Origin of the sequence: Pseudodonghicola xiamenensis DSM 18339, assembly GCF_000429365.1 — a bacterium.
GTDB lineage: Bacteria > Pseudomonadota > Alphaproteobacteria > Rhodobacterales > Rhodobacteraceae > Pseudodonghicola > Pseudodonghicola xiamenensis.
The window spans coordinates 468,470-491,635 of record NZ_AUBS01000001.1 but is presented as its reverse complement, the minus strand read 5'-3'; the positions used below and the strand labels follow the sequence as shown (position 1 = coordinate 491,635).

General features: G+C 62.4%; 20 protein-coding genes. 10 read left to right on the top strand and 10 right to left on the bottom strand.

Going from position 1 to position 23,166, the window contains the following annotated elements:
* Nucleotides 1–76 precede the first annotated feature (76 nt).
* The 5 genes from ntrX to dusB all read right to left on the bottom strand — a co-directional run bounded on the left by ntrX (nt 77) and on the right by dusB (nt 7,274).
* On the bottom strand, nt 77–1,486 hold the full coding sequence (gene ntrX / locus G455_RS0102290; RefSeq protein WP_028092190.1) for a nitrogen assimilation response regulator NtrX: 1,410 nt from the start codon (nt 1,484–1,486) through the stop codon (nt 77–79).
* The gene (locus G455_RS0102285) at nt 1,483–3,765 is read right to left on the bottom strand and encodes a sensor histidine kinase NtrY-like (RefSeq protein WP_028092189.1); all 2,283 of its coding nucleotides are present in this window, start codon (nt 3,763–3,765) and stop codon (nt 1,483–1,485) included. Before G455_RS0102285 ends, ntrX begins: the two co-directional genes overlap by 4 nt.
* Before the next feature lie 109 nt (nt 3,766–3,874).
* Nucleotides 3,875–5,245 (bottom strand): response regulator, encoded by a 1,371-nt coding sequence (locus G455_RS0102280; protein WP_028092188.1) that lies wholly within the window; start codon nt 5,243–5,245, stop codon nt 3,875–3,877.
* Nucleotides 5,245–6,330 (bottom strand): two-component system sensor histidine kinase NtrB, encoded by a 1,086-nt coding sequence (locus G455_RS0102275; protein WP_028092187.1) that lies wholly within the window; start codon nt 6,328–6,330, stop codon nt 5,245–5,247. The genes G455_RS0102280 and G455_RS0102275 overlap by 1 nt, the downstream gene beginning before the upstream one ends.
* The gene (dusB, locus tag G455_RS0102270) at nt 6,327–7,274 is read right to left on the bottom strand and encodes a tRNA dihydrouridine synthase DusB (protein WP_407636231.1); all 948 of its coding nucleotides are present in this window, start codon (nt 7,272–7,274) and stop codon (nt 6,327–6,329) included. Before dusB ends, G455_RS0102275 begins: the two co-directional genes overlap by 4 nt.
* Nucleotides 7,275–7,529: 255 nt before the next feature.
* Between dusB and G455_RS0102265 the strand changes: the two genes are divergently transcribed.
* The 3 genes from G455_RS0102265 to G455_RS0102255 are packed head-to-tail and all read left to right on the top strand — an operon-like array spanning nt 7,530 to nt 9,634.
* The gene (locus G455_RS0102265) at nt 7,530–8,669 is read left to right on the top strand and encodes a bifunctional 2-C-methyl-D-erythritol 4-phosphate cytidylyltransferase/2-C-methyl-D-erythritol 2,4-cyclodiphosphate synthase (RefSeq protein WP_028092185.1); all 1,140 of its coding nucleotides are present in this window, start codon (nt 7,530–7,532) and stop codon (nt 8,667–8,669) included.
* 3 nt (nt 8,670–8,672) lie between these two features.
* Nucleotides 8,673–9,158, top strand: a complete 486-nt coding sequence (locus G455_RS0102260; RefSeq protein WP_028092184.1) for a phosphatidylglycerophosphatase A family protein — start codon at nt 8,673–8,675, stop codon at nt 9,156–9,158.
* The gene (locus tag G455_RS0102255; RefSeq protein WP_028092183.1) at nt 9,155–9,634 is read left to right on the top strand and encodes a CinA family protein; all 480 of its coding nucleotides are present in this window, start codon (nt 9,155–9,157) and stop codon (nt 9,632–9,634) included. The genes G455_RS0102260 and G455_RS0102255 overlap by 4 nt, the downstream gene beginning before the upstream one ends.
* Here G455_RS0102255 and G455_RS0102250 read toward each other — a convergent pair.
* Nucleotides 9,631–10,086 carry a type II toxin-antitoxin system RatA family toxin gene (locus G455_RS0102250; protein ID WP_028092182.1) on the bottom strand — a complete coding sequence of 152 codons (456 nt, stop codon included), beginning with the start codon at nt 10,084–10,086 and terminating at the stop codon, nt 9,631–9,633. The two genes, G455_RS0102255 and G455_RS0102250, sit on opposite strands and share 4 nt — an antisense overlap.
* A gap of 73 nt (nt 10,087–10,159) precedes the next feature.
* Between G455_RS0102250 and hpt the strand changes: the two genes are divergently transcribed.
* Nucleotides 10,160–10,699 carry a hypoxanthine phosphoribosyltransferase gene (gene hpt, locus G455_RS0102245; protein WP_028092181.1) on the top strand — a complete coding sequence of 180 codons (540 nt, stop codon included), beginning with the start codon at nt 10,160–10,162 and terminating at the stop codon, nt 10,697–10,699.
* 427 nt (nt 10,700–11,126) lie between these two features.
* On the opposite strand, the gene lipA is transcribed toward hpt, so the two are convergent.
* Nucleotides 11,127–12,080: a lipoyl synthase gene (gene lipA, locus G455_RS0102235; RefSeq protein ID WP_028092179.1), complete on the bottom strand. Its 954-nt coding sequence runs from the start codon at nt 12,078–12,080 to the stop codon at nt 11,127–11,129.
* A 280-nt stretch (nt 12,081–12,360) separates the two neighbouring features.
* Between lipA and G455_RS0102230 the strand changes: the two genes are divergently transcribed.
* Nucleotides 12,361–12,909 (top strand): peroxiredoxin, encoded by a 549-nt coding sequence (locus G455_RS0102230; RefSeq protein ID WP_028092178.1) that lies wholly within the window; start codon nt 12,361–12,363, stop codon nt 12,907–12,909.
* Between the two features lie 188 nt (nt 12,910–13,097).
* On the opposite strand, the gene G455_RS0102225 is transcribed toward G455_RS0102230, so the two are convergent.
* Nucleotides 13,098–14,216 (bottom strand): DUF6456 domain-containing protein, encoded by a 1,119-nt coding sequence (locus G455_RS0102225; protein ID WP_229861705.1) that lies wholly within the window; start codon nt 14,214–14,216, stop codon nt 13,098–13,100.
* A gap of 212 nt (nt 14,217–14,428) precedes the next feature.
* Between G455_RS0102225 and G455_RS0102220 the strand changes: the two genes are divergently transcribed.
* Complete coding sequence (locus G455_RS0102220; protein ID WP_028092176.1) at nt 14,429–14,749, top strand: DUF6477 family protein; 321 nt, start codon at nt 14,429–14,431, stop codon at nt 14,747–14,749.
* On the opposite strand, the gene G455_RS0102215 is transcribed toward G455_RS0102220, so the two are convergent.
* Entirely contained in the window at nt 14,742–16,289 is a 1,548-nt protein-coding gene (locus G455_RS0102215) for a trimethylamine methyltransferase family protein (RefSeq protein WP_028092175.1), read from the bottom strand. The two genes, G455_RS0102220 and G455_RS0102215, sit on opposite strands and share 8 nt — an antisense overlap.
* A 247-nt stretch (nt 16,290–16,536) precedes the next feature.
* Between G455_RS0102215 and G455_RS26855 the strand changes: the two genes are divergently transcribed.
* A complete protein-coding gene (locus G455_RS26855) occupies nt 16,537–18,246 on the top strand; it encodes a calcium-binding protein (RefSeq protein ID WP_051312105.1) in 1,710 nt (569 codons plus the stop codon).
* Nucleotides 18,247–18,348: 102 nt separating this feature from the next.
* Nucleotides 18,349–19,914, top strand: coding sequence for a glutamine-hydrolyzing GMP synthase (gene guaA, locus G455_RS0102205; protein ID WP_028092174.1), 1,566 nt, complete (start codon nt 18,349–18,351; stop codon nt 19,912–19,914).
* Nucleotides 19,915–20,056: 142 nt separating this feature from the next.
* Here guaA and G455_RS0102200 read toward each other — a convergent pair whose 3' ends face one another.
* Nucleotides 20,057–21,067 (bottom strand): SGNH/GDSL hydrolase family protein, encoded by a 1,011-nt coding sequence (locus G455_RS0102200; RefSeq protein ID WP_154664320.1) that lies wholly within the window; start codon nt 21,065–21,067, stop codon nt 20,057–20,059.
* Nucleotides 21,068–21,252: 185 nt separating this feature from the next.
* Here G455_RS0102200 and G455_RS0102195 point away from each other — a divergent pair, with 185 nt between their 5' ends.
* Nucleotides 21,253–22,149: a DMT family transporter gene (locus tag G455_RS0102195; RefSeq protein WP_028092172.1), complete on the top strand. Its 897-nt coding sequence runs from the start codon at nt 21,253–21,255 to the stop codon at nt 22,147–22,149.
* Nucleotides 22,150–22,206: 57 nt separating this feature from the next.
* The gene (locus tag G455_RS0102190; protein ID WP_028092171.1) at nt 22,207–23,070 is read left to right on the top strand and encodes an ATPase; all 864 of its coding nucleotides are present in this window, start codon (nt 22,207–22,209) and stop codon (nt 23,068–23,070) included.
* Nucleotides 23,071–23,166 lie beyond the last annotated feature (96 nt).

Below are 23,166 nucleotides of genomic sequence, written 5' to 3'. Positions count from 1 at the left end.
TGCCCGCGGAGCGCCCGTCTTGCGACGGGCCCGCCCGACACCGTGCCGCTCGGGGTGGGCGTCCGGGCCTGCGCCGTTAGTCCACGGCCTCGTCAACGTCCACCCGCGCCACCCGGGCACCGGATTTCGTCGTCGTCACCACGCCCAGCGACTTCAGCTTGCGATGCAACGCGCTGCGTTCCATCCCCACGAAACTGGCGGTGCGGCTGATATTGCCACCGAACCGGTTGATCTGCGTCAGCAGGTATTCGCGTTCGAAGGCCTCGCGCGCCTCGCGCAGCGGCAGGGTCGCCAAGGCACCCGACAGCACCACACGACCGTCTTCCGAGGTCTTCTCCTCGTCACTGGGCAGCTCGCTCGCCTCGATCGCTCCGGTGCCCTCGCCCAGGATCAGCACCCGTTCGATCAGGTTCTTGAGCTGACGCACATTGCCCGGCCAGACCATCGTCTGCATCAGCGTCACCGCCTCGTCGGACAGATCGCGCAGGGGCAGCCCCTGCCCGGCATGGCAGGCCTCGATGAAATACTGGGCCAGCACCGGGATATCCTCGCGCCGTTCCTCCAGCGACGGCACCGCGATCGGCACCACGTTCAGACGGTGAAACAGCTCCTCGCGGAACCGCCCCTCGGCAATCTCCGTCTCAAGATCGCGATTGGTCGAAGAGATCACCCGCAGGTCGACCCGCACCTTGTCGGCACCGCCGACACGCTGGAACTGCTGATCGACCAACACCCGCAAGATCTTGGACTGGGTGCCCAGCGGCATATCTGCCACCTCGTCAAAGAAGATCACGCCGCCGTGAGCCTCTTCCAGCAGGCCCGGCTCCACCCCACGCTCCGAGGTCTCGCGGCCGAACAGAACCTCTTCCATCCGCTCGGGCTCGATGCTGGCGCAATTGACGCTGACAAAGGGCGCATTGGCCCGGTTCGAATTCGCATGCACGTAACGCGCGGCAATTTCCTTGCCCGAGCCCGCCGGGCCGGTCAGCATCACCCGGCCATTGGATTTCGTCACCTTGTCAAGCTGCCCCATCAGGGTGCGGAACGCGGCGCTCTGGCCGATCATCTCGGAACTGGCCACCTCGCGCCGCTTGAGCGAGCTGTTCTCGCGCCGCAGCCGCGAGGCCTCCATCGCGCGGCGGATCACCACCATGAGCTGGTCGATATTGAACGGCTTCTCGATGAAGTCGTAAGCGCCCTGCTTGATCGCGGCGACGGCGATTTCGATATTGCCATGGCCTGAGATGATCACCACCGGCACATCCGGATTGTCGCGCTTGACGGTCTTCAGGATGTCGATCCCGTCCATCCGACTGTCCTTCAGCCAGATATCGAGGATCAGAAGCGCCGGCGCCTCGGCATTGATCGCGGCCATGCAGTCGTCGGAATTGCCCGCCTTGCGGGTCACATAGCCTTCGTCCTCGAGAATATCCGAAATCAGTTCCCGGATATCGCGTTCATCGTCCACAATCAGAATATCACTCATGTCAGACCTGCTATTAAATTCTTCTTGCTGTGATGGAGCCCCCGGTTCTGGTCCGGAGCCTCCACCCTGGGCAGACGGATCACCGCCATCGCGCCGAAATGCTGCTGTCCATCGAAGACCGGAGCATCCTCAAGCGCGAGGCTGCCGCCATGTTCTTCGATGATCTTCTTGACGATGGGCAGGCCGAGGCCGGTGCCCTCGTCACGTGTCGTCACATAGGGTTCGAACAACCGCGCGCGATCTTCCGGCAAGCCGATGCCATTGTCGGCGACCGTGATCTCGCTGCCGTCCTGCGTCTTGGTCAGGCGCACCCGGATTTCCGGGCGGTATCCCTCGGGCACGCCCCTGTCGCGTAGGCTCTGGACCGCCTCGCCGGCGTTCTTGATCAGATTGGTCAGCGCCTGCGACAGCATGGTGGCGTCAACCTCGGCCAACAGCGGCGCGTCAGGCAGATCGGCCGACACCTTGACCCCCGGCTGCCCGGTCTGCTGCAGCAACACCGCGTCGCGCACGATCTTGACCAGATCATCCTCGCGCCGCTCGGGTTCGGGCATGCGCGCGAATTTCGAGAACTCGTCAACGATGCGACGCAGATCATTGGTCTGGCGCACGATCACATCGGTCATCGACTGCAACTGATCGCAATCGGCCTCAGCCAGTTTCGGCGAGAATTTGCGCTTGATCCGCTCGGCGCTGAGCTGGATCGGCGTCAACGGGTTCTTGATCTCATGCGCGATGCGTCGCGCCACATCGCCCCAGGCCGCCATCCGCTGGGCGCTGACCAGATCGGTCACATCGTCGAAGGCCACCACATAGCCCTCGAGCCCGCCGTCGGTATTGGCCCGTGTCGACATCCGCACCAGCAGATGTTCAAGCTGACCGTGCCGGCTGACCTTGACCTCGCCCTGGGCGATCCCGTTCGAGGCGCAGCGCAGCCGGTCGAACAACGGCCCGAACTCCGGCACCGCGAGGGTCAGTGACAGGGCGGTCTCGTCCCCGGTCCAGCCCAGCAACCGCTCGGCCGAGCGGTTGACGAATGTGATCCGCCCCTCGTTATCCAGCCCGACCACACCCGAGGTAACCGAAGACAGAACGGAATCGAACAGCCGGCGTCGCGCCTCGATATGGCGGGTATTGTCGAGAAGCGTTTCGCGCTGCACCTTGAGCTGCCGGGTCATCTGGTTGAAATACCGCCCCAAAAGCGCGATTTCGTCATCGCCCTCCTCCTCGACCACCTGCATGTCAAGATCGCCCGCGCCCACCCGTTGCGCCGCCGTCGTCAGCCGGCCCACCGGGCGCGACAGCCGTTCCGCGAACCACAGCCCCAGCCAGACTGCGGCAAGGATCAGGATGACCGCGAAGCCCAGGTAGAGCAGCCCGAATTCGAACAGCACCCGGCCCCTTTCGCGTTCGAGCTGCTGATAGAGCACAACCGTCTGTTTGGTATCGTCGAGCAGGTTCAGGATATCGCCATCGACATCGCGGCTGACATAGAGAAACCGGTCGACGAAGGCGTTCAGCCGTACCAGCGCGCGGAATTCGTTATTGTCCCAATCCTGAATGATGGTGAACCCGGCCTTGCCGGCCTGGGCAATCTGCTCTGCCGTCGGCTTTTCGAAATCGAACAGATAGGACCGCTCGCCCCGGGCGCGGATTTCCCCGGTGCCGTCGATGATATAGGCCTCGCGCAGGCCGCGCTGAATCTGGCCCTGGCCCTGAGCCAGCATCTGCCGCAGCTCCGCATCATTGAGAAAGAAAACCAGCTTGCGGCTGCTATCGAGGAACCTGGCCAGGGCGCGGGCGTCGGCCTCGAGCGCTTGGCGGTGTTCGTCCTCATAGGCCTGGGCGGCATCCATCGAGGTGCCCACCACATTGCGCACCCGGTCCGAGAACCAGCCCTCGAGCCCGATATTGACGGTCAGCACCGCGAAAACCGCCACGATGACGGTGGGCACCAGCGCCAGAAAGGTGAACACGCCGATCAACCGCAGGTGCAGCCTTGACCCGGCCGATTTGGCACGCCGCGCGACGATCAGCCGGCCGAGCTGGCCCAGCACCAGCGCCGCCACCACCAGCACATAGATCAAATCTGCCAGCAGGATGAAGCGCAGCGAGGGCGACGACGCCCCCATGTTCAGCGGCCCCAGCCCGGTGAAGGTCGCAAAGGCCAGCATCGGCCCCAGAACGACCAGACCCAGCGTGGCGACATTCCGCGCCTGCCGGGTCCGCCGCCATCTGTTCACTGCCGCAAACAGCCCCTTTTGTGACTGGTTTGCCACCCGCCATCCTCATCAAGATGTGTCGCTTGCGCGACCAACCGCCAAATCTCGTGATCTATTCGCACCGCAGGTTGCACCTGGGCATGACCGCCACGCTCCTGTGGCGTTTTTACATCAATTTGCGGCGGCGTGTCACCTGAATATCCAGATCCGTGATCTTCTTGCGCAAAGTATTGCGATTGATCCCCAAAAGTTCGGCGCATTTGGCCTGATTTCCGCCGGTCGCCTCCAGTGCGATCTCGATCAGCGGGATCTCGACCTCCTTGAGGATACGGGCATAGAGCCCCGGCGGCGGCAACATGTCGCCATGCAGATCGAAATAGCGGCGCAAATGCCGCGCGACCGAAGCAGACAGCTTTTCGGACCCGCCGCCATCGAGCACCGGCTCCATCTCGGGCTGGCGGCCCAGCACCCCCTCGACCTCGGCACGGGCAATCTCCTCGGCCCGACCGGTCAGGACCAGACGACGCATCGCGTTCTCGAGCTGACGCACGTTGCCGGGCCAGGAATAGGCGCGGATCAGCGCTTCGGCCTCTTCGCCCAGATGCCGCTTCGGCGCCCCCTCGCGTTCGGAGCGAGCAAGGAAATGCGCGGCCAGCAGCGGAATATCGTCCACCCGTTCACGCAGTGCCGGCACATGGATAGTCGCGCCGCTCAAACGATAATACAGATCCTGACGCAGCCGCCCGTCCTCCATCGCGGTGGAAAGATCGTTCTGACTGGTGGCCATGAACCGCGGCTGATGATCGCCCGGCGCATCCATCATCCGCACGATGCGGGCCTGGATTTCATCGTCGAGATCGCCGATTTCATCAATCAGCAGGGTGCCCCCCTTGACCCGTGCCAACACCCGTGCCGGTCCTTCGAGATCCAAAAGCTCAGACCCCGACACCGTGACAAACGGCAAGGTCCGGCGATCCGAGAAATCGTGAATAGCGCGGGCAATCAAGGACTTGCCCGTCCCGCTTTCACCAGTGATCAAGACCGGAAGATCCGTATTCATCACCCGGGCGACCAGCCGGTAAAGTGCCTGCATCACCGAGGTACGACCGACCAGCGGCAATTCGTCGGGACGTTCGGGCATCTCTTCGGTCTGACGCGCCTGCGGCGTGCGGCGCTTCTGCTCCAGCGCGCGGGCGGTGCGCTTCATCAGGTCGGGCAGATCGAAGGGTTTGGGCAGATAATCATAGGCCTCGGCCTCGGCCGCCTGGATGGCGGTCATGATGGTGTTCTGCGCCGAGATCACGATGACCGGCAGCCCGGGCCGATCCTGTGCAATTTTCGGCAACATTTCCAATCCGTTGCCGTCCGGCATGACCACATCGGAGATGACCACGTCGCCCTTGCCCTCACCGACCCAGCGCATCAGCGTGGTCAGCGACGAGGTGGCATGGACCTTGCACCCGGCACGCGTCAGCGCCTGGGTCAGGACCGTTCGGATCGTGCGGTCGTCATCGGCAACCAGAACCGTTCCATCCATCAGCTATTCTCCTTGCTTTCATGATCGCGCGGCACACGCGCCAGCGACAAACGAAACACAGTACGACCGGGCACCGAGGTCACGGAAATCCATCCCCCGTGGTCCGAAACGATCTTGCTGACCAGCGCCAGCCCCAGCCCGGTGCCGTTTTCACGGCCCGAAACGAAGGGATCGAAGATATCCCCCTTGATGTCTTCCGGCAGACCGGGGCCATCGTCGATGATTTCGACCTGAAGCGGCAGCGACTGACCGGTTCCATCGCTGCGCCGCAGCCGAAAGGAATGTTCGAAATAGGTATGCAGCCGGATGGTTCCGCCTTTGGGATCAGCGGCTTCCGATGCGTTCTTCAGCAAGTTCAGGATCACCTGCAACAGCTGATCGGGATCGCCCCAGGCCAGCGGCAGCGAGGGGTCGTAATCCTCGATGATCTTCATATGGGCGCCAAAACCCAGCAGCGCCGACCGGCGCGCCCGATCCAGGACATCGTGGATATTGACCGGCTTCATGTCCGGCGGGCTCAGGTTCCCGAATTGCTCGACCTGCTCCAGCAGCTTCACGATCCGTCGGCTTTCCGCGACAATAAGATCAGTCAATTCAAGATCTTCCGGCGCGAGGTTCATACTGAGAAGCTGCGCCGCCCCGGTGATGCCAGCCAGCGGATTCTTGATCTCATGCGCCAGCATCTCGGCCATACCGATGGCCGATTGCGCCGCCGATTTCACAGAATGGCTCTGGGTCATGCGCCCGGCCAGCTCACGCGGGGACACCAGCATGATCATCTGCCCCGGGTGCCCCGACAGCGGCGCGATCTGCAGCGCGCATTGCAATGGCGCCCGGTTGCCCGAACCGACGTCTATGTCATTGACGAAAAGCGGCGTGCCATTGGTCCGCGCCCGGGCAAAGGCATCCTCGATCGGTGCGTCGATGGCGACCTGATCCCAGAGCGGCGCCCCGATCACAGATTTGGCCGAAGCGTTCAAAAACCCCTCGCCAGCGGAGTTGACGTCAAGAATGGTATCATCCGCGCCGATCAGAAAGGCCGGCACCGGCAGCGAGGCCCAGATTGTCGTATCGGGAATCGTCATGCCGCGCATCCTTTCATCGCCGTGGGCTCCAGCGCCAGCGGCAACAATCGCAGCACCGCCTCGGGATCGCGGCTGGTCAGCACCGCACGACGCAGGCCGGCATCGGTGCCGACGTGATCCATGTACCAGCCCAGATGCTTGCGGGCCACCCGCAGCCCCAGATCGGGACCATAGAACGCCAGCATCGCCTGATAGTGGCCAGCCACAAGATCGACCAGCGCCGCCCCGTGGGGCACCTCCGGTGCGGGGGTGCCGAAAATTTCATGGGCGATCTCGGCCAGAAGCCAGGGCTTGCCCTGGGCACCGCGTCCAACCATCACCCCATCGGCCCCCGACAACGCCAGCGCCCGGGCTGCGTCCCCGGTGGTCTGGATATCGCCATTGGCCAGAACCGGTATCGACACTGCCTGTTTCACCTCCGCAATCGCGGCCCAATCGGCCTGCCCCTTGTAGAACTGGCAGCGGGTGCGGCCATGGATGGTGATCATCCGGATACCCGCCGCCTCGGCCCGCCGGGCCAGGTCCGCCGCGTTCAGCATCTTGTCATCCCAGCCAAGCCGGGTCTTCAGCGTCACCGGCAGATCGACTGCGGCAACCACCGCCTCGATCAGCGTCAGCGCATGATCCAGATCCTTCATCAACGCCGATCCGCTGGCCCCGGCACCGCTGGCACTGGTCACCTTCTTGGCCGGGCAGCCCATGTTGATGTCGATCACCGCGGCCCCCTGATCGGCAACCAGCCGCGCGGCCTCGGCCATCCAATAGGCCTCACGCCCGGCAAGCTGGACAGCGGTGTTCTCAACCTCCATGCCCAGTTCGGCCCGCTCGCGCACGCCCGGTTTGGCCTGAACCATTTCCTGGCTCGCCACCATCTCGCTCACCACCAGCCCGGCGCCGAAGCCCGTCACCAGATCGCGAAACGGCCGGTCGGTGATTCCGGCCATAGGCGCCAGCGCCACTGGCGGCGCAACGGTCTGGCTGTCGAGGAAGATCGTCAATTGCCCAATCCTTGTGCATATGCGGTGTAATTAGGGGACAGTTGACGCCACCACAATGAATCTCGGGGCTTCACAGCCCAAGATTGGACCACATGCCCAATTATTAATCACTTCACCCGAGACGATTGCCTCCCTGCACCGCACCGCCTAAACAGGCGCCGCAGCTTTGCCGAAGCTGCGGGTTTCTCGGAGCGGAGCGTTATGATCACAGCGGCCCTTCTGGTGGCAGCCGGGCGCGGTCAGCGGGCCGGTGGCGGCATTCCCAAGCAATGGCGCCCCCTGGCCGGGCGTCGGGTCGCCGACTGGACCCTGGCACAGTTCCGCGCCCTGCCCGAGATCGGGCCGATCGTGCTGGTCCTTTCCCCCGAGGATAAGGCCGCATGGGATGAATTTGCAAAGGATTCGAGATTGATCCTGGCCGAGGGCGGCAGCGACCGCGCCGGATCGGTCCGCAACGGGCTTGCCGCGCTGGACGGCAGCGGCGCTGAGGCCGTGCTGATCCATGACATCGCCCGCCCCTGCGTCTCTGCCCGTCTGATCCGCGACGTGATCGCTGCACTTGATACCAGCGCTGCCGCGGCACCCGGACTGGCGGTGACCGATGCGCTCTGGACCGGAGCCGAGGACCGCGTCACTGGCGTGCAGGACCGCAACGGCCTTTTCGCGGCGCAGACGCCGCAGGGCTTTCACCTCGATGCCATCCGCGCCGCCCATGCCGCCCACACGGGCGGTGCCGCCGACGATGTCGAGGTGGTGCGTGCCGCAGGCCTTGCGGTCACCATCGTACCGGGCGATCCGGACAATCTGAAAATCACCACGCCCGGCGATTTCGCCCGGGCCGAACGCATATTGGGGCAGCACATGGATATCAGACTTGGCAACGGATACGACGTTCACCGCTTCGGGCCCGGGGATCACGTCACCCTCTGCGGCGTCACCATCCCGCATGGCCACGGGCTGGTCGGCCATTCCGACGCCGATGTCGGCATGCATGCGGTGACAGATGCCATCTATGGCGCGCTGGCGCAGGGCGATATCGGCCGCCACTTCCCCCCCTCCGATCCGCAGTGGAAGGGCGCCAACAGCGCCATCTTCCTGCGCCACGCGGGCGATCTGTCGCGGCAGATGGGCTATCGCATTTCCAACGTCGATTGTACGCTGGTCTGCGAACGCCCGAAGATCGGGCCCCATGCAGAGGCGATGGCAGAGGCGATGGCAGTGATCCTGCAAATCCCGGCCGACCGGATTTCCGTCAAGGCGACCACCTCGGAACGGTTGGGCTTTACCGGCCGCGAAGAAGGTATCGCCGCGCTCGCTACCGTCGCATTGATCGGAGAATAGCCCATGCTCCGCGCAATCAACACGTTCGGTTTCATCGGCCTGCTGCGTCCGGCGCCCGGCACCTGGGGGTCGCTGGCGGCGGTTCTGCTGGGCTGGGCCATCGAACATTGGCTGGGCTTCATCCCGCTGGTGGTGGCCTTCGTCGCGGTGACGGTACTGGGTTTTGTCACGGTCCATGCGCAACTGAAGGATCGCCCCGGAGAGGACCCCTCCGAGATCGTCATCGACGAGGTGGCCGGCCAGTGGCTGGCACTGCTGTTCCCCGCCATGGGATTCTGGATGCGCGATTTTCCGATGGTCTGGCCTGGGCCGGTGGCGGCCTTTCTGCTGTTTCGCCTGTTCGACATCTGGAAACCCTGGCTGGTCGGCCGCGCCGATCGCCGCAGCGATCCCGCCGGCGTCATGCTGGATGATCTCTGGGCCGGGATCTTCGCCGGGATCGTGACTGTCCTTCTGGCCGGTCTCTATCACGGCGTGATGATGCGATGAGCGGGATCGACGTTACCGCCCTGCTCGACCGTGCGCGGCGCGCCGGCCTGCATATCGCCACGGCGGAAAGCTGCACCGGCGGCATGGTGATCGCGGCGCTGACCGATATCCCCGGTTCCTCAGACGTGGTTGAGCGCGGCTTTGTCACCTATACCAACCGCGCCAAGGAAGAGATGCTGGGCGTCACCCGCGCCAGTCTCGATGCCTTCGGCGCGGTGTCGGAACAGGTGGCGAGGGAAATGGCCGAGGGCGCGCTGACCCATTCCACCGCCGATCTCGCGGTGTCGATCACCGGCATCGCCGGGCCCGGCGGATCGGAGTTCAAGCCCGAGGGGCGCGTCTGTTTCGGCTTGGCGATGACCGGGCGCGCAACCATGACAGAAACGATGGAATTCGGCGCCCTGGGGCGTGCCAACGTCCGCGCCGCCTCGCGCGATCATGCGCTGGGACTGCTGCTGGCGGCGCTGCCCGCCTAGGTCCGGGTGCCGTAAAGCGCGGCGGCCCGGTTTTCGAACGCCTTGACGATCCGTTGCATCGCCTCGTTGAAAACGACGCCGATCACCTTTTGCAGCACCACATTCTTGAATTCGAAATCGACGAAGAAGGCGACATCGCAGCCACCTTCGGGACGGTCGGTGAATTTCCACTGGGATTTGAGGAATTTGAACGGCCCGTCCAGATATTCGGTGTCGATCACCAGATCAGTGGGCCAGAGCGTAACCCGGCTGCCGAATTTCTCGCGGAAGACTTTGAAGGAGATCACCAGATCGGCCTCCATCACCTCGGCCGCCCCCGCAGCGAAGGTGCGCCGGATCCGCGCCGCAGCGCACCAAGGCAGGAACTGGGGGTATTTCGCCACATCGCCCACGAGGTCGTACATCTCCTGGGCGGTATAGGGCAGCTGGCGGGTTTCTGAGTGGGTAGGCATCCTGACGCGCGGTTTCCTGGGTGACAGTGGCGCCCCATGTCGTATGGTTGGGCCGGAAGTTCAAGGGGAAGCTATGACACAGCGTCCATATGTCATTGACGAAATGATCTCGGCCAAGGCGATCGCGGCGCGGATCGAGACCTTGGCGCATGCAATCCGGGCGGAGTTTCACGACACCGACAAGCTGGTGGTGGTGGGCCTTCTGCGCGGTTCCTTCGTCTTCATCGCCGATCTGGTGCGCGATCTCGACCTGCCGATCGAAGTGGATTTCCTTGAGGCCTCCTCTTACGGGGATGCCACGGAAAGTAGCCGAGAAGTTCGCATTCTCAAGGACTTGAGAGGCGCAATTGAAGGTCGTGATGTGCTGGTGGTCGAGGATATCGTCGACACAGGCTTCACCCTCAGCCATGTCATCCACCTATTGAAAAGCCGCAAGCCGGCGCGGCTGAAGACCATCGCATTGCTGGACAAGCCATCCCGGCGCGAGGTCGACATTCGTGCCGATTGGATCGGTTTTGAAATTCCTGATGAATTTGTGGTGGGTTACGGCATCGACTTCGCGCAAAGGAACCGCAACCTGCCGTTCATCGGCAAGGTGCGGTTCACCGATTGAATTTCTTCTGGCTTCTGCGAATGAAACGGTGGGCCCAACACCCGCCGTCAAAAAGCCGTGTTATTCTGGTGCTTTGCGTGGTGATCTTCTGCCTGATTCTTTATGCCGTTGAACAATGGATCGGCTGGCCCGATGCGCTGACCCCTGCGGGTGGCGTGCGGCGCGGGGTCCCGTTGATGCGGTAGGTCGGCCAGCGAACCGGCCCGCGACACCCCAAGGTCAATGCCCGTCGAGGCCACTGATCTCGCCCAGTTCCTAGTCTGCCGCGAATCCCGCCGGGGCAGGACTTATTGCAAGACATGAACTCCCCACCCCAATCACTTGTTCACGAACATAAATAAAAACGGCCCCTGCCGTTTTGGCGGGGCCGTTTCTCTATCCGAAGCGATGTGTGAAGCGCTCGGTAATATGTCTCGGGCCTGTCGGATCAGCCCTGCTGCGCCAGTTTCGCCTCTCGGGCGGCGCGCAATTGGGCGAAATCATCCCCGGCGTGATACGAGGACCGCGTCAACGGCGTGGCGGAAACCATCAGGAAGCCTTTGCCGAAAGCCGCTTTTTCATAGGCCGCGAATTCCTCGGGCGTCACGAAACGATCGACACCATGGTGCTTGGGCGTTGGCTGCAGATACTGGCCGATGGTCAGGAAATCGACATCTGCGGCGCGCATGTCGTCCATCACTTGCTTGACCTCCACCGCCTTCTCACCCAGCCCCACCATCAGGCCGGATTTGGTGAAGATCGACGGATCGAGCTCCTTCACCCGTTGCAGCAGCCGCAGCGAATGGAAATAGCGCGCACCGGGCCGAACCTCGGTATACAGGCCGGGGACGGTCTCAAGGTTGTGGTTGAAGACATCGGGACGCGCCTCGACCACCACCTCAAGCACGGCGGGATCGCATTTCAGAAAATCGGGCGTCAAGATCTCGATGGTGGTGCTGGGGCTGCGATGGCGCACCGCGCGGATGGTCTGGGCAAAATGCTCGGCCCCGCCGTCCTCCAGATCGTCGCGGTCGACCGAGGTAATCACCACGTGATTGAGCCCCAGCTTTTCGACAGCATGGGCGACACGCCCCGGTTCGAAAGCATCAAGCGTTTGAGGGCGACCAGTGGCGATATTGCAGAAGGTGCAGCCGCGGGTGCAAATCTCGCCCATGATCATCATGGTGGCGTGACCCTGGTTCCAGCATTCGCCCACGTTGGGACAGCCTGCCTCTTCGCAGACGGTGACCAACCCGTTCTCGCGCATGATCTTGTGGGTGTCGGCATAGCCCTTGCCGCCCGGCGCCTTCACCCGGATCCAACTGGGCTTCTTGGGCTGAGCATTGTCGGGGCGATGCGCCTTTTCCGGATGGCGCTGTTCGGGGATCTTGAGATCACGCATGTGACTTGTGCCTTGCTCGGGATCGTTATGTCTGGCCTAACATACCCTCACGGAGGCGAAACCGCCAGACATGCATATCCGCCATGCACGACCTCCATGCCGGCCTTGCCGCAGCCGCAATATACGGCGAAGATTTGCCCAGAAAATCCCCCTTATCCCGTTGAAATGACGAAATCCCAACCGGGGCTGCATCCGCAGCAAATCTGCGGTTGAAGCAGCTTTAGAATTATTTTAATCCGCAACTTGGTACTGATCGCCTAACGATCCAGAGGAGTATGAGATGAAAGTCGGAGTCAAACTGCCCGAGGTCACTTTCCACACCCGCGTGCGCGACGAATCCGTCGGCGGGCCGAACCCCTTCCGTTGGGAAGACAAGACCACCGCGGACTATTTCGCCGGCAAGCGCGTGATCCTGTTCTCGCTGCCGGGCGCCTTCACCCCCACTTGCTCGACCTACCAACTGCCGGGCTATGAAAAGGGATACCCCGAGTTCAAGGACCTGGGCATCGACGAAATCTATTGCATGTCGGTCAACGACAGCTTTGTCATGAACAAATGGGCCCAGTCGCAAGAGCTGCAAAACGTCAAGGTCATCCCCGATGGCTCGGGCGAATTCACCCGCAAGATGGGCATGCTGGTCGACAAGGACAACCTGGGTTTCGGCATGCGCTCCTGGCGTTATGCGGCCGTGATCAACGACGGTGTGGTCGAAGCCTGGTTCGAAGAACCGGGCCTGATGGACAACTGCCCGGACGATCCCTATGGCGTCTCCTCGCCCGAAACGGTCAAGGAATATCTGGTCGAAGCCTCCAAGGCCTCGGCCGCCTGATCTCCTCCGGTCCTTCCGGATGTATCACACGGGTCCGCAATTTGCGGGCCCGTTTCGTTTGCAGTGCCGATATCACTCGAATGGCCCATTTCCGGTTCCGGCGTCATTGCCGATCTACGGAAATGTCATGAACCCGGGGCATCGACCTCGGGGCCCGGCGCCCTGCCCCGGTATGGCCGAGAGGTGGTTCAGCCGATCAGCTCTTCGGCCCTTGCGGTGCGGTCGTAGTGCCGCCGGAGCCGTTGCAGCGCGATCCTGAGCACGATCTTACCCGACCGCGCCGACCAGCCCATGCGGCGTTCCGCCTGTTCCAATCCCTCAAGATAGCAGCAGCAGCGCAGCGCCACATCGCCCAGCCCTGGCCCCAGATCGCTGAGCGCCCGGGCGACCCGGTCGCGGGCCGCGCCGCCGCTGCGGTCGAGGTTGGCCTCCGCGCCGCCACGCACGCCCCCGGTCAAGAAGCGATCCCAGTTCTGCGCGACTCGAGGGCCCAACTGCGCCAGTTCAAAATCCTCGCGCAGCCGCTCTCCCGCCCGCACCAGTGCCTCGTCCAGAAACGGCTGCCCGTCGCGATCCTTGCGACGTGCCAACACCGCAAGCGGGCTTTCCGCGCGACCATAGCGGCAGCGGCGCAAGCCGCCGCCGACCTCCTCATCCGGCGGATCATAGGCGGCCTGGGTCTCGGAAAATCCGCCATCGCTATCAGCGCGGGCACGATTTTCCGCCTCGGCCAGAAGCCGCCGCAAGGCCGCACGCCCGGCCCCGGTGATGCGATACCGGCTGACCCGTCCCGGCGCGGAACAGGCGATCCAATCCTTCAGCGCCATCGCCTGGGCCACATCGGTGCCGACCACCGCCGTCCGCACCCCCTCTGCGCGGACCACCACCGCCTTGTCCATCTGTTCGGCCACAGCCAGCACCGCCCCCGGCTCGCTCAGACAGGCCAGCACCCGGCGCGCCTCGCGCTCCAGAAGCGCGGCAGAGGGAAACAAGGAATGATCAGTCATAATGGCAACCTCCCGGTCAACGGTCCGGACCGGATCGCCTTCGGGCTGTGCCGGTGGCGGGAAATGCACCGCAGCCAGAGCGGCCAGCGCGGCATCGACCAGAGGATCGTCGCGCCGCATCTCGATCCGGCGGATCTGGCGCAACACGGTCGAGGCATGACATCCCGCCCGCCGTGCCAGCTCCCGGATCGGGCGACCGGCAACGGTATGATGCAGATAACGCCGCGCCGTGTCGGGCACCCAGGTCGGCACCGCCGGGACAGATGCCCCATGCGTCTTATTCCCGTCATCAAAGCTCAAGGGCTGTTCCGGTTATCCAGACAATATCCCCAGATTTATTCACAACCTGGAGAAGGTTAACTTACGCAGAATTTAAATTAAACCTGCGCGTTAACTTTTGTCTCGGATTAATAAACAATCATAAACCCAGCGCACGCTGAACCGCCTGATCCGCAACAGTGGATGAAAGTGTTTAAAACGGAATGCCTCTTTCTCAGGAAAAGGGGGTTCCGATGATCGACCTGCAAAGTCTTCTTGCCACCCGTCGCCGTCCGCGTCTTCTGGTGCGCGCCGCGCGGCTCGGTGCCCGCGACTATCGTCGCGAGGTTCATCTGCCGCGCGTGCTGGGATATGGCCATCTGCCCGCTCCGGCCCCGGCGCTGTTGCGTCTGCTGGAGATCGAGCAGGATCATGACGACCGGCGCCGCGCGCAGGACGCCGGTTATTCGCTGTCGCGTCATCTCGACACGCTGATCGCCCTTGTCGGCGAGGCGGCGCTGCTGGAAAGTCAGCGCCGCCAGGACGACGAGGACAACCGCGTGGACATCACATGAAAGCGTCGGGCATCGAGGCCTTCTTGGCTGCGACATAGGCGTTGAGCGCGGCCGCGATCTCGGGGTCGAGCGCCGGCTGCTGATAGCTGTTCAGCAGATGCGCCACCCGTGCCGAGGCCAGGGCCTGCGTGTCCCGCGCGCCCTCTTCTTCCCAGGTCTCGAACGGCTTGTAGTCCAGCAGATCGCTGCGCCAGAACGCTTCCTTGAAATTGGCCTGGGTATGAGCGCAGCCCAGATAGTGCCCGCCCGGACCGACCTCGGCAATCGCCCCCATCGCCTGGGCGTTTTCATCCACCGACACGCCGGCCGCCATCTTGTGCAACACCCCGAGCTGATCGGCATCCATCACGAATTTCTCGTAAGAGGACACCAGCCCGCCCTCGAGCCAGCCACAGGCGTGCAACATGAAATTCACCCCGCCCAGAAGCGCGGCGTTCAGGGTGTTCGCGGTCTCGTAAGCGGCCTGGGCATCGGGCAATTTCGATGCACAGAGCCCACCGCCCGACCGGAACGGCAATTTCATCCGCCGCGCAAGCTGACCGGCGCCATAGAGGATCTGGCTGGCCTCCGGGGTGCCGAAGGTAGGCGCGCCGGAATTCATGTCGATCGAGGTCACGAAGGCGCCGAAGATCACCGGCGCGCCGGGGCGAACAAGCTGGGAATAGGCGATGCCGGCCAGAACCTCGGCCAGGACCTGGGTCAGCGTGCCGGCCACCGACACCGGCGCCATGGCGCCGCCGACGATGAAGGGTGACACGATACAGGCCTGATTGTTTTTCGCGTAAATCTCCAGCGCCCCCATCATCACATCGTCGAAGGTCATCGGCGAGTTGATGTTGATCAGCGAGGTCATCACGGTATTTTGCTGCACGAAATCCTTGCCAAAGAGGATTTCGCACATCTCGACGCTGTCCTGCGCCCGGCTGGGTTCGGTGACCGAGCCCATGAAGGGTTTGTCCGACAGCGTCATATGCGCCAGCAGCATGTCCAGATGCCGTTTGTTCACCGGCACGTCGGTCGGTTCGCAGACCGTGCCACCGGAATGATGCAGGTATTTCGACATATAGCCGAGCTTCACGAAATTGCGGAAATCCTCCATCGTGGCATAGCGGCGTCCGCCAGCGGCGTCGCGCACGAAGGGCGGCCCGTAGACCGGCGCGCAGACCAGGGACTTGCCCCCGATCACCACATTCTTTTCAGGATTGCGGGCGTGCTGGGTAAAACTTTCGGGCGCGGTCTGGCACAATTGCCGCGCCAGGCCGCGGGGAATCCGCACCCTTTCGCCCTCGACCTCGGCGCCGGCCTCGCGCCAGAGCGCCAGAGCGCCGGGGTTGTTGACGAAATTCACCCCGATCTCGGCCAGAACGGTTTCGGCGTTGGTCTCGATGATCTCGAGCGCCTCTTCAGAAAGAATCTCGAAATTCGGGATATTGCGCTCGATGTATTTCGCGGTCTCGATGCGGATCGCAGTCCGTTCCGCCCTACGGGCCGCTCCGCCACCGCCCCGTCCGCGCCGCGGCGCCACTCCTGCTTCAGCCATCATCTTCCCTCAGCAAAGGCCTCTCCTTATCAACTGTCTATCTCTTTTACCGGCCGATGGCAGTGAAGGATTGCGGCCTGTGGCAGAGAAAAGCGACATGTGCACAGCTTTTCGGCCCAGGGGACTGTGGCAACCGGGACCACCCTGCACAAATTTCGAACAGCCGCCCCTTAAGACCTTGATGCGCCAGCACCCCATTGCCTAACGTCCGCCCAAGCAGGATTTTTTTCAGAAGGAACATTATTTCATGGGCTATACGGTATCGCTCTGCGACGAGGATTATCACGAGAGCCGGCCGATCTACATCGAGGTCACCTATACCTACAGCGAGGCTCCCTTTCCCGACATGGTCGAGCCTGACAGCATCCTCGGCCCGGACTTCCCGACCCTCAATTATTTCGACTACCTGCGGCTGGGCGGTTATACCCCCGAGACCAGCTTCGATACCTCGATCCTCAAGTACGGTGCGATCAACGACCCCGAAGAGGCCGCGGATTGGGTCAATGGCAGCCCGGATGGAGACTGGTACGGCCAGGATTATTTCATGGCCACGATCAAGCAGATTTATCTGGACGAACCCGATGCCTATACCGCCTGGATCGAAAGCGACGGCTATCTGAATACCCCCTACTTCGACCGCGTCGACAGCGACTGGACGGTGATGTGGCTGGAGCCCGAACAGATCGACATGATGGTCGGCGGCGCCGAGATTGTCGCCACCTGCACCGATCCGGTCGACACACCGGTCGATCTGGGCAGCCTGCCCAAGGACGAATTGGATCTGCTGATCGACAAGGAGGTGGTGGCGGATTACATCGACACCGTCGTCATCCGCCAGCCCAGCCTGCTGGAGCGCGGTTGGGCCTTCATCGAAGAAACGGTCGAAGGCACCGCCGAGGTGATCGCCACGCGCTTCGCCTCCCCCCAATACCAGTGGCAGGACATCCCCGACCTCTACGAGGACAGCGACTGGACCAATTCCAGCGACACCGCCACAGAGGACACCGGCGGCACCGGGTTGAAATCCTTCTATGACGCGGTGACCGACAGCGGCGCATCGGGCCTGATGAAACTGCTCAAGGACAAGGTGCGTGATGCCGGATACGACAACCTGGCCGATCTGTTCGACACTGCCGGCAAGGCCAAGGAACTGCATGATTTCAATCAGGACCTGATGGACGAAACCCTGCCGATGCTCGACAATTTCGAAATCGTCGATGGCGAGATGCGAGAGATCAACACGCTTGAGGAAATGGAGCAGAAGGTCGAGGCGTTGCGCGACCGGGTGGCCGATTACCTTGAAGAGAATTTTCCCACCCTCGGAGCGGTCTTCAAGGATCTGACCACCAGCTCGCGCCATTCCGACGTGAGCTATGAAATCACCTTCGATTCCAGCACCCTCTCCCCCGGCGACAGCCATTCCAACCGGATCAGTTTCGGCGCCCAGAACGACACCTATGCCGGCCAGGCCGGCGACGACATCCTGCTGGGTGGGTTGGGCCGTGACAAGCTCATGGGCGGTGGCGGCGATGACTGGCTGGCCGGCGGCGCGCAGGCAGACCGGCTGTTCGGCAATGCCGGCGCGGATGCGCTGTCCGGAGGGGATGGCAATGACCGGCTGAACGGCGGGGGTGGTGCCGACAAGCTCAGCGGCGGTGCCGGGCGCGATATCCTCGATGGCGGCGCCGGTCGCGACATCCTGAGCGGTGGTGGTGGCAAGGACCTGTTCAAGTTCAACTCGAAATCCGGCAAGGACGTGATCCTCGATTTCAATGCCAACTCGGGACGCGAGGATATCGACCTGTCTGCCGTCAAGGCGATCCGCAACTTTTTCGACCTGTCGCACAACCATATGGAGCAGCTCGGCGCGGATGTGGTGATTTCCGCCGGCAGATTCGAACTGACGCTCGTGGCGGTCGATATCGACGATCTCGGGCGGGGCGATTTCCTGTTCTGATGCGGCCCCGTTCCATTCTGCTTGGCCCGGTTCCCAGAGGTTTGAGCCATTCAATGCAACTGCCCTCTTGCCAGTGGCGCGGGCAATCTCTATGGGCCTGACATGACCCAGATATCGCACGACCGCCTCCTCATCATCGACTTTGGCAGCCAGGTGACGCAGCTCATCGCCCGTCGCTTGCGCGAGTTGAATGTCTATTGCGAAATCCACCCTTATCAGAACGTCGACGAGACCTTTCTGAAGACCTTCTCGCCCAAGGCCGTGATCTTTTCCGGCGGGCCGGATTCGGTCGTTCGCGAAGGCTCTCCCCGGCCGCCGAAGGCGGTCTATGACCTCGGAGTTCCGATCCTCGGCATCTGCTATGGCCAGCAGGTAATGATGCAGGATCTGGGCGGAACGGTCGAGGCCGGCGAAAGCCATACCGCAGAATTCGGTCGCGCCTATGTCACCCCTGCCGACCAGCGGATCGACCTGCTGGCAGGTTGGTTCCTGGAAGAACGTGAACAGGTCTGGATGAGCCACGGCGACCACGTGAGCAAGCTTGCCCCGGGCTTTGAAGTTTATGGCACTTCGCCCGGCGCGCCCTTCGCGATCACCGCCGATCTGTCGCGCAATTTCTTCGCGGTGCAATTCCACCCAGAAGTGCACCACACGCCGAACGGCGCCACGCTCTATGAAAACTTCGTGCGGCTGGCGGGGTTCACCGGCGACTGGACGATGTCGGCCTATCGCGACGAGATGGTGAAATCCATCCGCGAACAGGTGGGCGACGCCAAGGTGATCTGCGCGCTGTCCGGCGGGGTCGACAGTTCGGTCGCCGCCGCGCTGATCCACGAGGCGATCGGCGAGAACCTGACCTGCGTCTTCGTCGACCATGGCCTTCTGCGTCTGAACGAGGCCGAGGAAGTCGTCGGCATGTTCCGCGACCACATGAACCTGAGCGTGATCCACGCGCAGGAGCAGGAGCTGTTCCTGGGTGAGCTCGAGGGCGTTTCCGACCCTGAGACCAAGCGCAAGATCATCGGGCGCCTCTTCATCGACGTGTTCCAGAAATACGCCGACCAGATCGAAGGCGCCGAATTCCTGGCCCAGGGCACGCTTTATCCGGATGTGATCGAAAGCGTCTCCTTCTCTGGCGGCCCCTCGGTGACGATCAAGTCGCACCACAACGTCGGCGGCCTGCCCGAAAAGATGGGGCTGAAGCTGGTCGAGCCGCTGCGCGAGCTGTTCAAGGACGAGGTCCGCGCACTGGGTCGCGACCTGGGCCTGCCCGCCAGCTTCATCGGTCGCCATCCCTTCCCGGGACCGGGTCTGGCGATCCGCTGCCCCGGCGAGATCACCCGCGAAAAGCTTGAGATCCTGCGCAAGGCGGATGCGGTCTATATCGACCAGATCCGCAAGCACGACCTCTATGACGAAATCTGGCAGGCCTTCGCCGCCATCCTGCCGATGCGCACCGTCGGCGTGATGGGCGACGGGCGTACCTATGATTACGCCCTGGCGCTGCGCGCGGTAACCTCGGTCGATGGCATGACGGCGGATTACTATCCCTTCAGCCACGAATTCCTGGGCGAAACCTCGACCCGGATCATCAACGAGGTAAAGGGCGTGAACCGGGTGTTCTACGATTGCACCTCGAAGCCGCCGGGAACCATCGAGCTGGAATGACCGTGCGGCGCCCCGCCCTGCTCGTTTCGCCTCAAGGTCTCAGCTGAGGCGAAACGATCTGAAACAGTTCTGAACAATCCCGTCGCCGCGCCAATCTGGCGCGGCGTTTGCGAATGTCCAAGCATTCGATGATCGAGGCATGCTATTCCTCTGTCATGAGCGCCACGACACGAGATTCCCTCCCCATCAGACCCCGCCGTTTCATGTCTTGCCTGAAACCGGGATACGCGAGCATCCCTTGGGTGCTATCCGCCCATTTCAGCGAAAACCCATCCCCCGCCTGAAACTGGATTTTCCGCCCCAACAGAGCCGAGAGGGAGACAAATTTCAACATTGGTTTGTCGAAGTCTTTCTCTCGAAAAGCGGCGGAAAACCGCAACCTCTCGCCAGCAAGCTCAAAGTCCAAGACGCCGCCAAATTGCTTCGAGATAAGGATGATGCCAACCAGGTGCCCCGAGCCAGCCATCCGCCCGTGCAGACCATCATCCCCGGGTCGCCAGACATCCAACTGCAAGACTGTGTTCTCGAACTTCTCTAGGGTTCCGCCAGAAAACTCCTCATAGAAACGCAACTTCGGTCCCGTCACAGCACGCGGAACGGCCTCCGGCATCGCGCGCACCAGTTTTGCGACCTCTTCGGCAATAAAATCCATGATCGGATTATCCTCATCATAGTGCATCCGGTTCTTAAAGAGGGCACCGGGAAAGTGGTCCAGCCCATGAGCGGCAGGATAAGCTTCGGGAAGGTCCAGATAACGGATCCCATGCCGGTCAAACAGCTCGCGCAACAAAGCTCGGTAGCTGCTCATGCCACCCAGGCGTTCCACATCCCGGGGTTGGAAAATGGCAGCGACAAACCCAGCGCCTTTTTCCATACAGCCCTCGATCAGCTGTTCGACGGCCCGGACAAACTCGGCTTCATCCAGTCCCCTTTTGTAAATGTGATTAGCGTCATTAATACCATATTCCCAAATCACTGTATCGCCAGGCCCCAAGTCCACCGTACTGAGGCAGCGATAGGCGCCCATATGGGAAGGCGCGGCGCCGACAGAAATGTTTCGTATCTCCATCTCAGGGCCCATGACTTCCCGAAACTTCGAAACCCAACCGGTTTTGGAAAGGGAATTCGACCCCCCGGCAATGTAGATCGCCATTAGGACGCTCCAAACAACTTCAGATAGCATAACGTTACAAATGACCCCCATGGCCGTAAAGGCTTGCAGGACAAGATTGATCCCGGCGCACACCATTTTTCCGGCGCAATGCGAATACCGCCGCAATCCGTCTTGACCTTGCAGCACCGAAACGCTTCGGTGCCCGCAAGTGGAGGAACCATCACATGCAGGATCAGACGCCCCCGCGGGTAGGCCGCGCCGCATTATGGATGACCGGCGCCATCATTTCGTTTTCGGCCATGGCCGTGGCCGGGCGCGCGGTAAGCTTCGCGCTCGATACCTTTGAGATCATGATGTATCGCAGCGGGCTGGGGGTCTTGATCATTCTGGTCTTTCTCGGCGTGACCAGAGGCTTTCACCAGATCAACCGGCGCGGACTGAAACTGCAATTCAGCCGCAACTTGGCGCATTTCATCGGCCAGAATCTTTGGTTCTTCGCCATCACCGTGATCCCGCTGGCCCAGGTCTTCGCGCTGGAATTCACCTCGCCTCTGTGGGTGGTTGTCCTGGCGCCGCTGCTGTTGGGCGAACGGCTCACACCGCTGCGGGCGCTGTCGGCGGCCATCGGGTTCATCGGCATCCTGGTCGTGGCGCGCCCCAGCCCCGACACATTGAACCTGGGCGTATTCGCCGCTGCCGCTGCGGCCGTGTTCTTCGCCCTGACGACTCTCTTCACCAAACGGCTGACCCGCGATCACAGTGTCGCCAACATCATGTTCTGGCTGACGTCGATCCAGCTTGTGCTGGGCATGATCACCGCCGGCGCGGATGGCGATATCGCCCTGCCCGATGCCTCCACCCTGCCCTGGCTGCTGGTGATCGCCCTGGCCGGGCTGATCGCCCACAGCTGCGTTGCCAATGCGCTGTCCATCGCCCCGGCCACCGTGGTGGTGCCACTGGATTTCGTCCGACTGCCTGCCATCGCCGTCATCGGCATGGTCCTTTATGGCGAACCTCTGGACATCTGGGTTCTGGTCGGCGCCGTCATCATCTTCGCCGGGAATTATCTGAACATCACCTCGGAAACCCGCGGTCCGCGCCCGTCTCGGCGCGCCGCCTGATTGACCGCGCCGGTGCCGCGGATTACAGCGGGCGGGGAAATGAGACGGAGCTCGGGCATGCTTTACCAGACGGCAGAGAACTGGCGCGCAGCCCCGCGCAAGCGGGTGTTGTTCTTCGGCATGTCGGGACTGGGAAAGACCTATGTCAGCAACATGCTGCGCGCCGCCGGCGACTGGTTCCATTACAGCATCGATTACCGCATCGGCACCCGTTACATGGGTGAATATATCACCGACAACGCCAAGGCCGAGGCGATGAAGGTGCCGTTCCTGCGCGATCTGCTGCTGTCGGATTCGATCTATATCGGCTCGAACATCAGTTTCGACAATCTGGCGCCGGTCTCGACCTATCTGGGCAAGCCGGGCAATCAGATGAAGGGCGGCCTGCCGATCTCCGAATATCGTCGCCGGCAGGAACAGTTCCGCCTGGCCGAGATCCACGCGCTGCTCGATACCGAATATTTCATCGACCGGGCAGAACGGCTTTATGGCTATCCGCATTTCATCTGTGACACCGGTGGGTCGATCTGCGAATGGGTCGACCCGAACAACCCCGACGATCAGGTGCTGAGCGAGCTGACCAAGCACACGCTGATGGTCTGGATCAAGGGCGACGAGGCCCATACCGAAGAGCTGATCCGCCGCTTTGACCGTGCGCCGAAACCGATGTCCTACCAGCCGGAGTTCCTGACCCGCATCTGGGATCAATACCTGTCCGAGCGCGATTGTGCCGCAGAGGAGGTCGACCCCGACAGCTTCATCCGCTGGACCTATGCCCAGGCACTGGCGCATCGCCAGCCCCGCTATCAGGCGATGGCCGACAATTGGGGTATCACGGTCAGCGCCGACCAGATCGCCCGAATGCGGGATTCGCATGACTTCGACGATCTGATCGCCGAGACCCTCGCCGCCCGCGGGTAACGCCCCGGTCCCGACGGCCCCGCCGCAGCTTTGTCCGCATCCTCCCCGCTTGGCACCGTGGCCAGGCGGGTCTATCTATCAGGAAACCACAAGGAA

Coding starts and splice junctions, on each gene's coding strand:
- ntrX (WP_028092190.1), bottom strand. CDS start 1,486: ATGAGTGATATTCTGATTGTGGACGATGAACGCGATATCCGGGAACTG.
- G455_RS0102280 (WP_028092188.1), bottom strand. CDS start 5,245: ATGGATGGAACGGTTCTGGTTGCCGATGACGACCGCACGATCCGAACG.
- G455_RS0102275 (WP_028092187.1), bottom strand. CDS start 6,330: ATGACGATTCCCGATACGACAATCTGGGCCTCGCTGCCGGTGCCGGCC.
- dusB (WP_407636231.1), bottom strand. CDS start 7,274: ATGGCCGGAATCACCGACCGGCCGTTTCGCGATCTGGTGACGGGCTTC.
- G455_RS0102265 (WP_028092185.1), top strand. CDS start 7,530: ATGATCACAGCGGCCCTTCTGGTGGCAGCCGGGCGCGGTCAGCGGGCC.
- G455_RS0102260 (WP_028092184.1), top strand. CDS start 8,673: ATGCTCCGCGCAATCAACACGTTCGGTTTCATCGGCCTGCTGCGTCCG.
- G455_RS0102255 (WP_028092183.1), top strand. CDS start 9,155: ATGAGCGGGATCGACGTTACCGCCCTGCTCGACCGTGCGCGGCGCGCC.
- G455_RS0102250 (WP_028092182.1), bottom strand. CDS start 10,086: ATGCCTACCCACTCAGAAACCCGCCAGCTGCCCTATACCGCCCAGGAG.
- hpt (WP_028092181.1), top strand. CDS start 10,160: ATGACACAGCGTCCATATGTCATTGACGAAATGATCTCGGCCAAGGCG.
- lipA (WP_028092179.1), bottom strand. CDS start 12,080: ATGCGTGATCTCAAGATCCCCGAACAGCGCCATCCGGAAAAGGCGCAT.
- G455_RS0102230 (WP_028092178.1), top strand. CDS start 12,361: ATGAAAGTCGGAGTCAAACTGCCCGAGGTCACTTTCCACACCCGCGTG.
- G455_RS0102220 (WP_028092176.1), top strand. CDS start 14,429: ATGATCGACCTGCAAAGTCTTCTTGCCACCCGTCGCCGTCCGCGTCTT.
- G455_RS0102215 (WP_028092175.1), bottom strand. CDS start 16,289: ATGGCTGAAGCAGGAGTGGCGCCGCGGCGCGGACGGGGCGGTGGCGGA.
- G455_RS26855 (WP_051312105.1), top strand. CDS start 16,537: ATGGGCTATACGGTATCGCTCTGCGACGAGGATTATCACGAGAGCCGG.
- guaA (WP_028092174.1), top strand. CDS start 18,349: ATGACCCAGATATCGCACGACCGCCTCCTCATCATCGACTTTGGCAGC.
- G455_RS0102200 (WP_154664320.1), bottom strand. CDS start 21,067: ATGGCGATCTACATTGCCGGGGGGTCGAATTCCCTTTCCAAAACCGGT.
- G455_RS0102195 (WP_028092172.1), top strand. CDS start 21,253: ATGCAGGATCAGACGCCCCCGCGGGTAGGCCGCGCCGCATTATGGATG.
- G455_RS0102190 (WP_028092171.1), top strand. CDS start 22,207: ATGCTTTACCAGACGGCAGAGAACTGGCGCGCAGCCCCGCGCAAGCGG.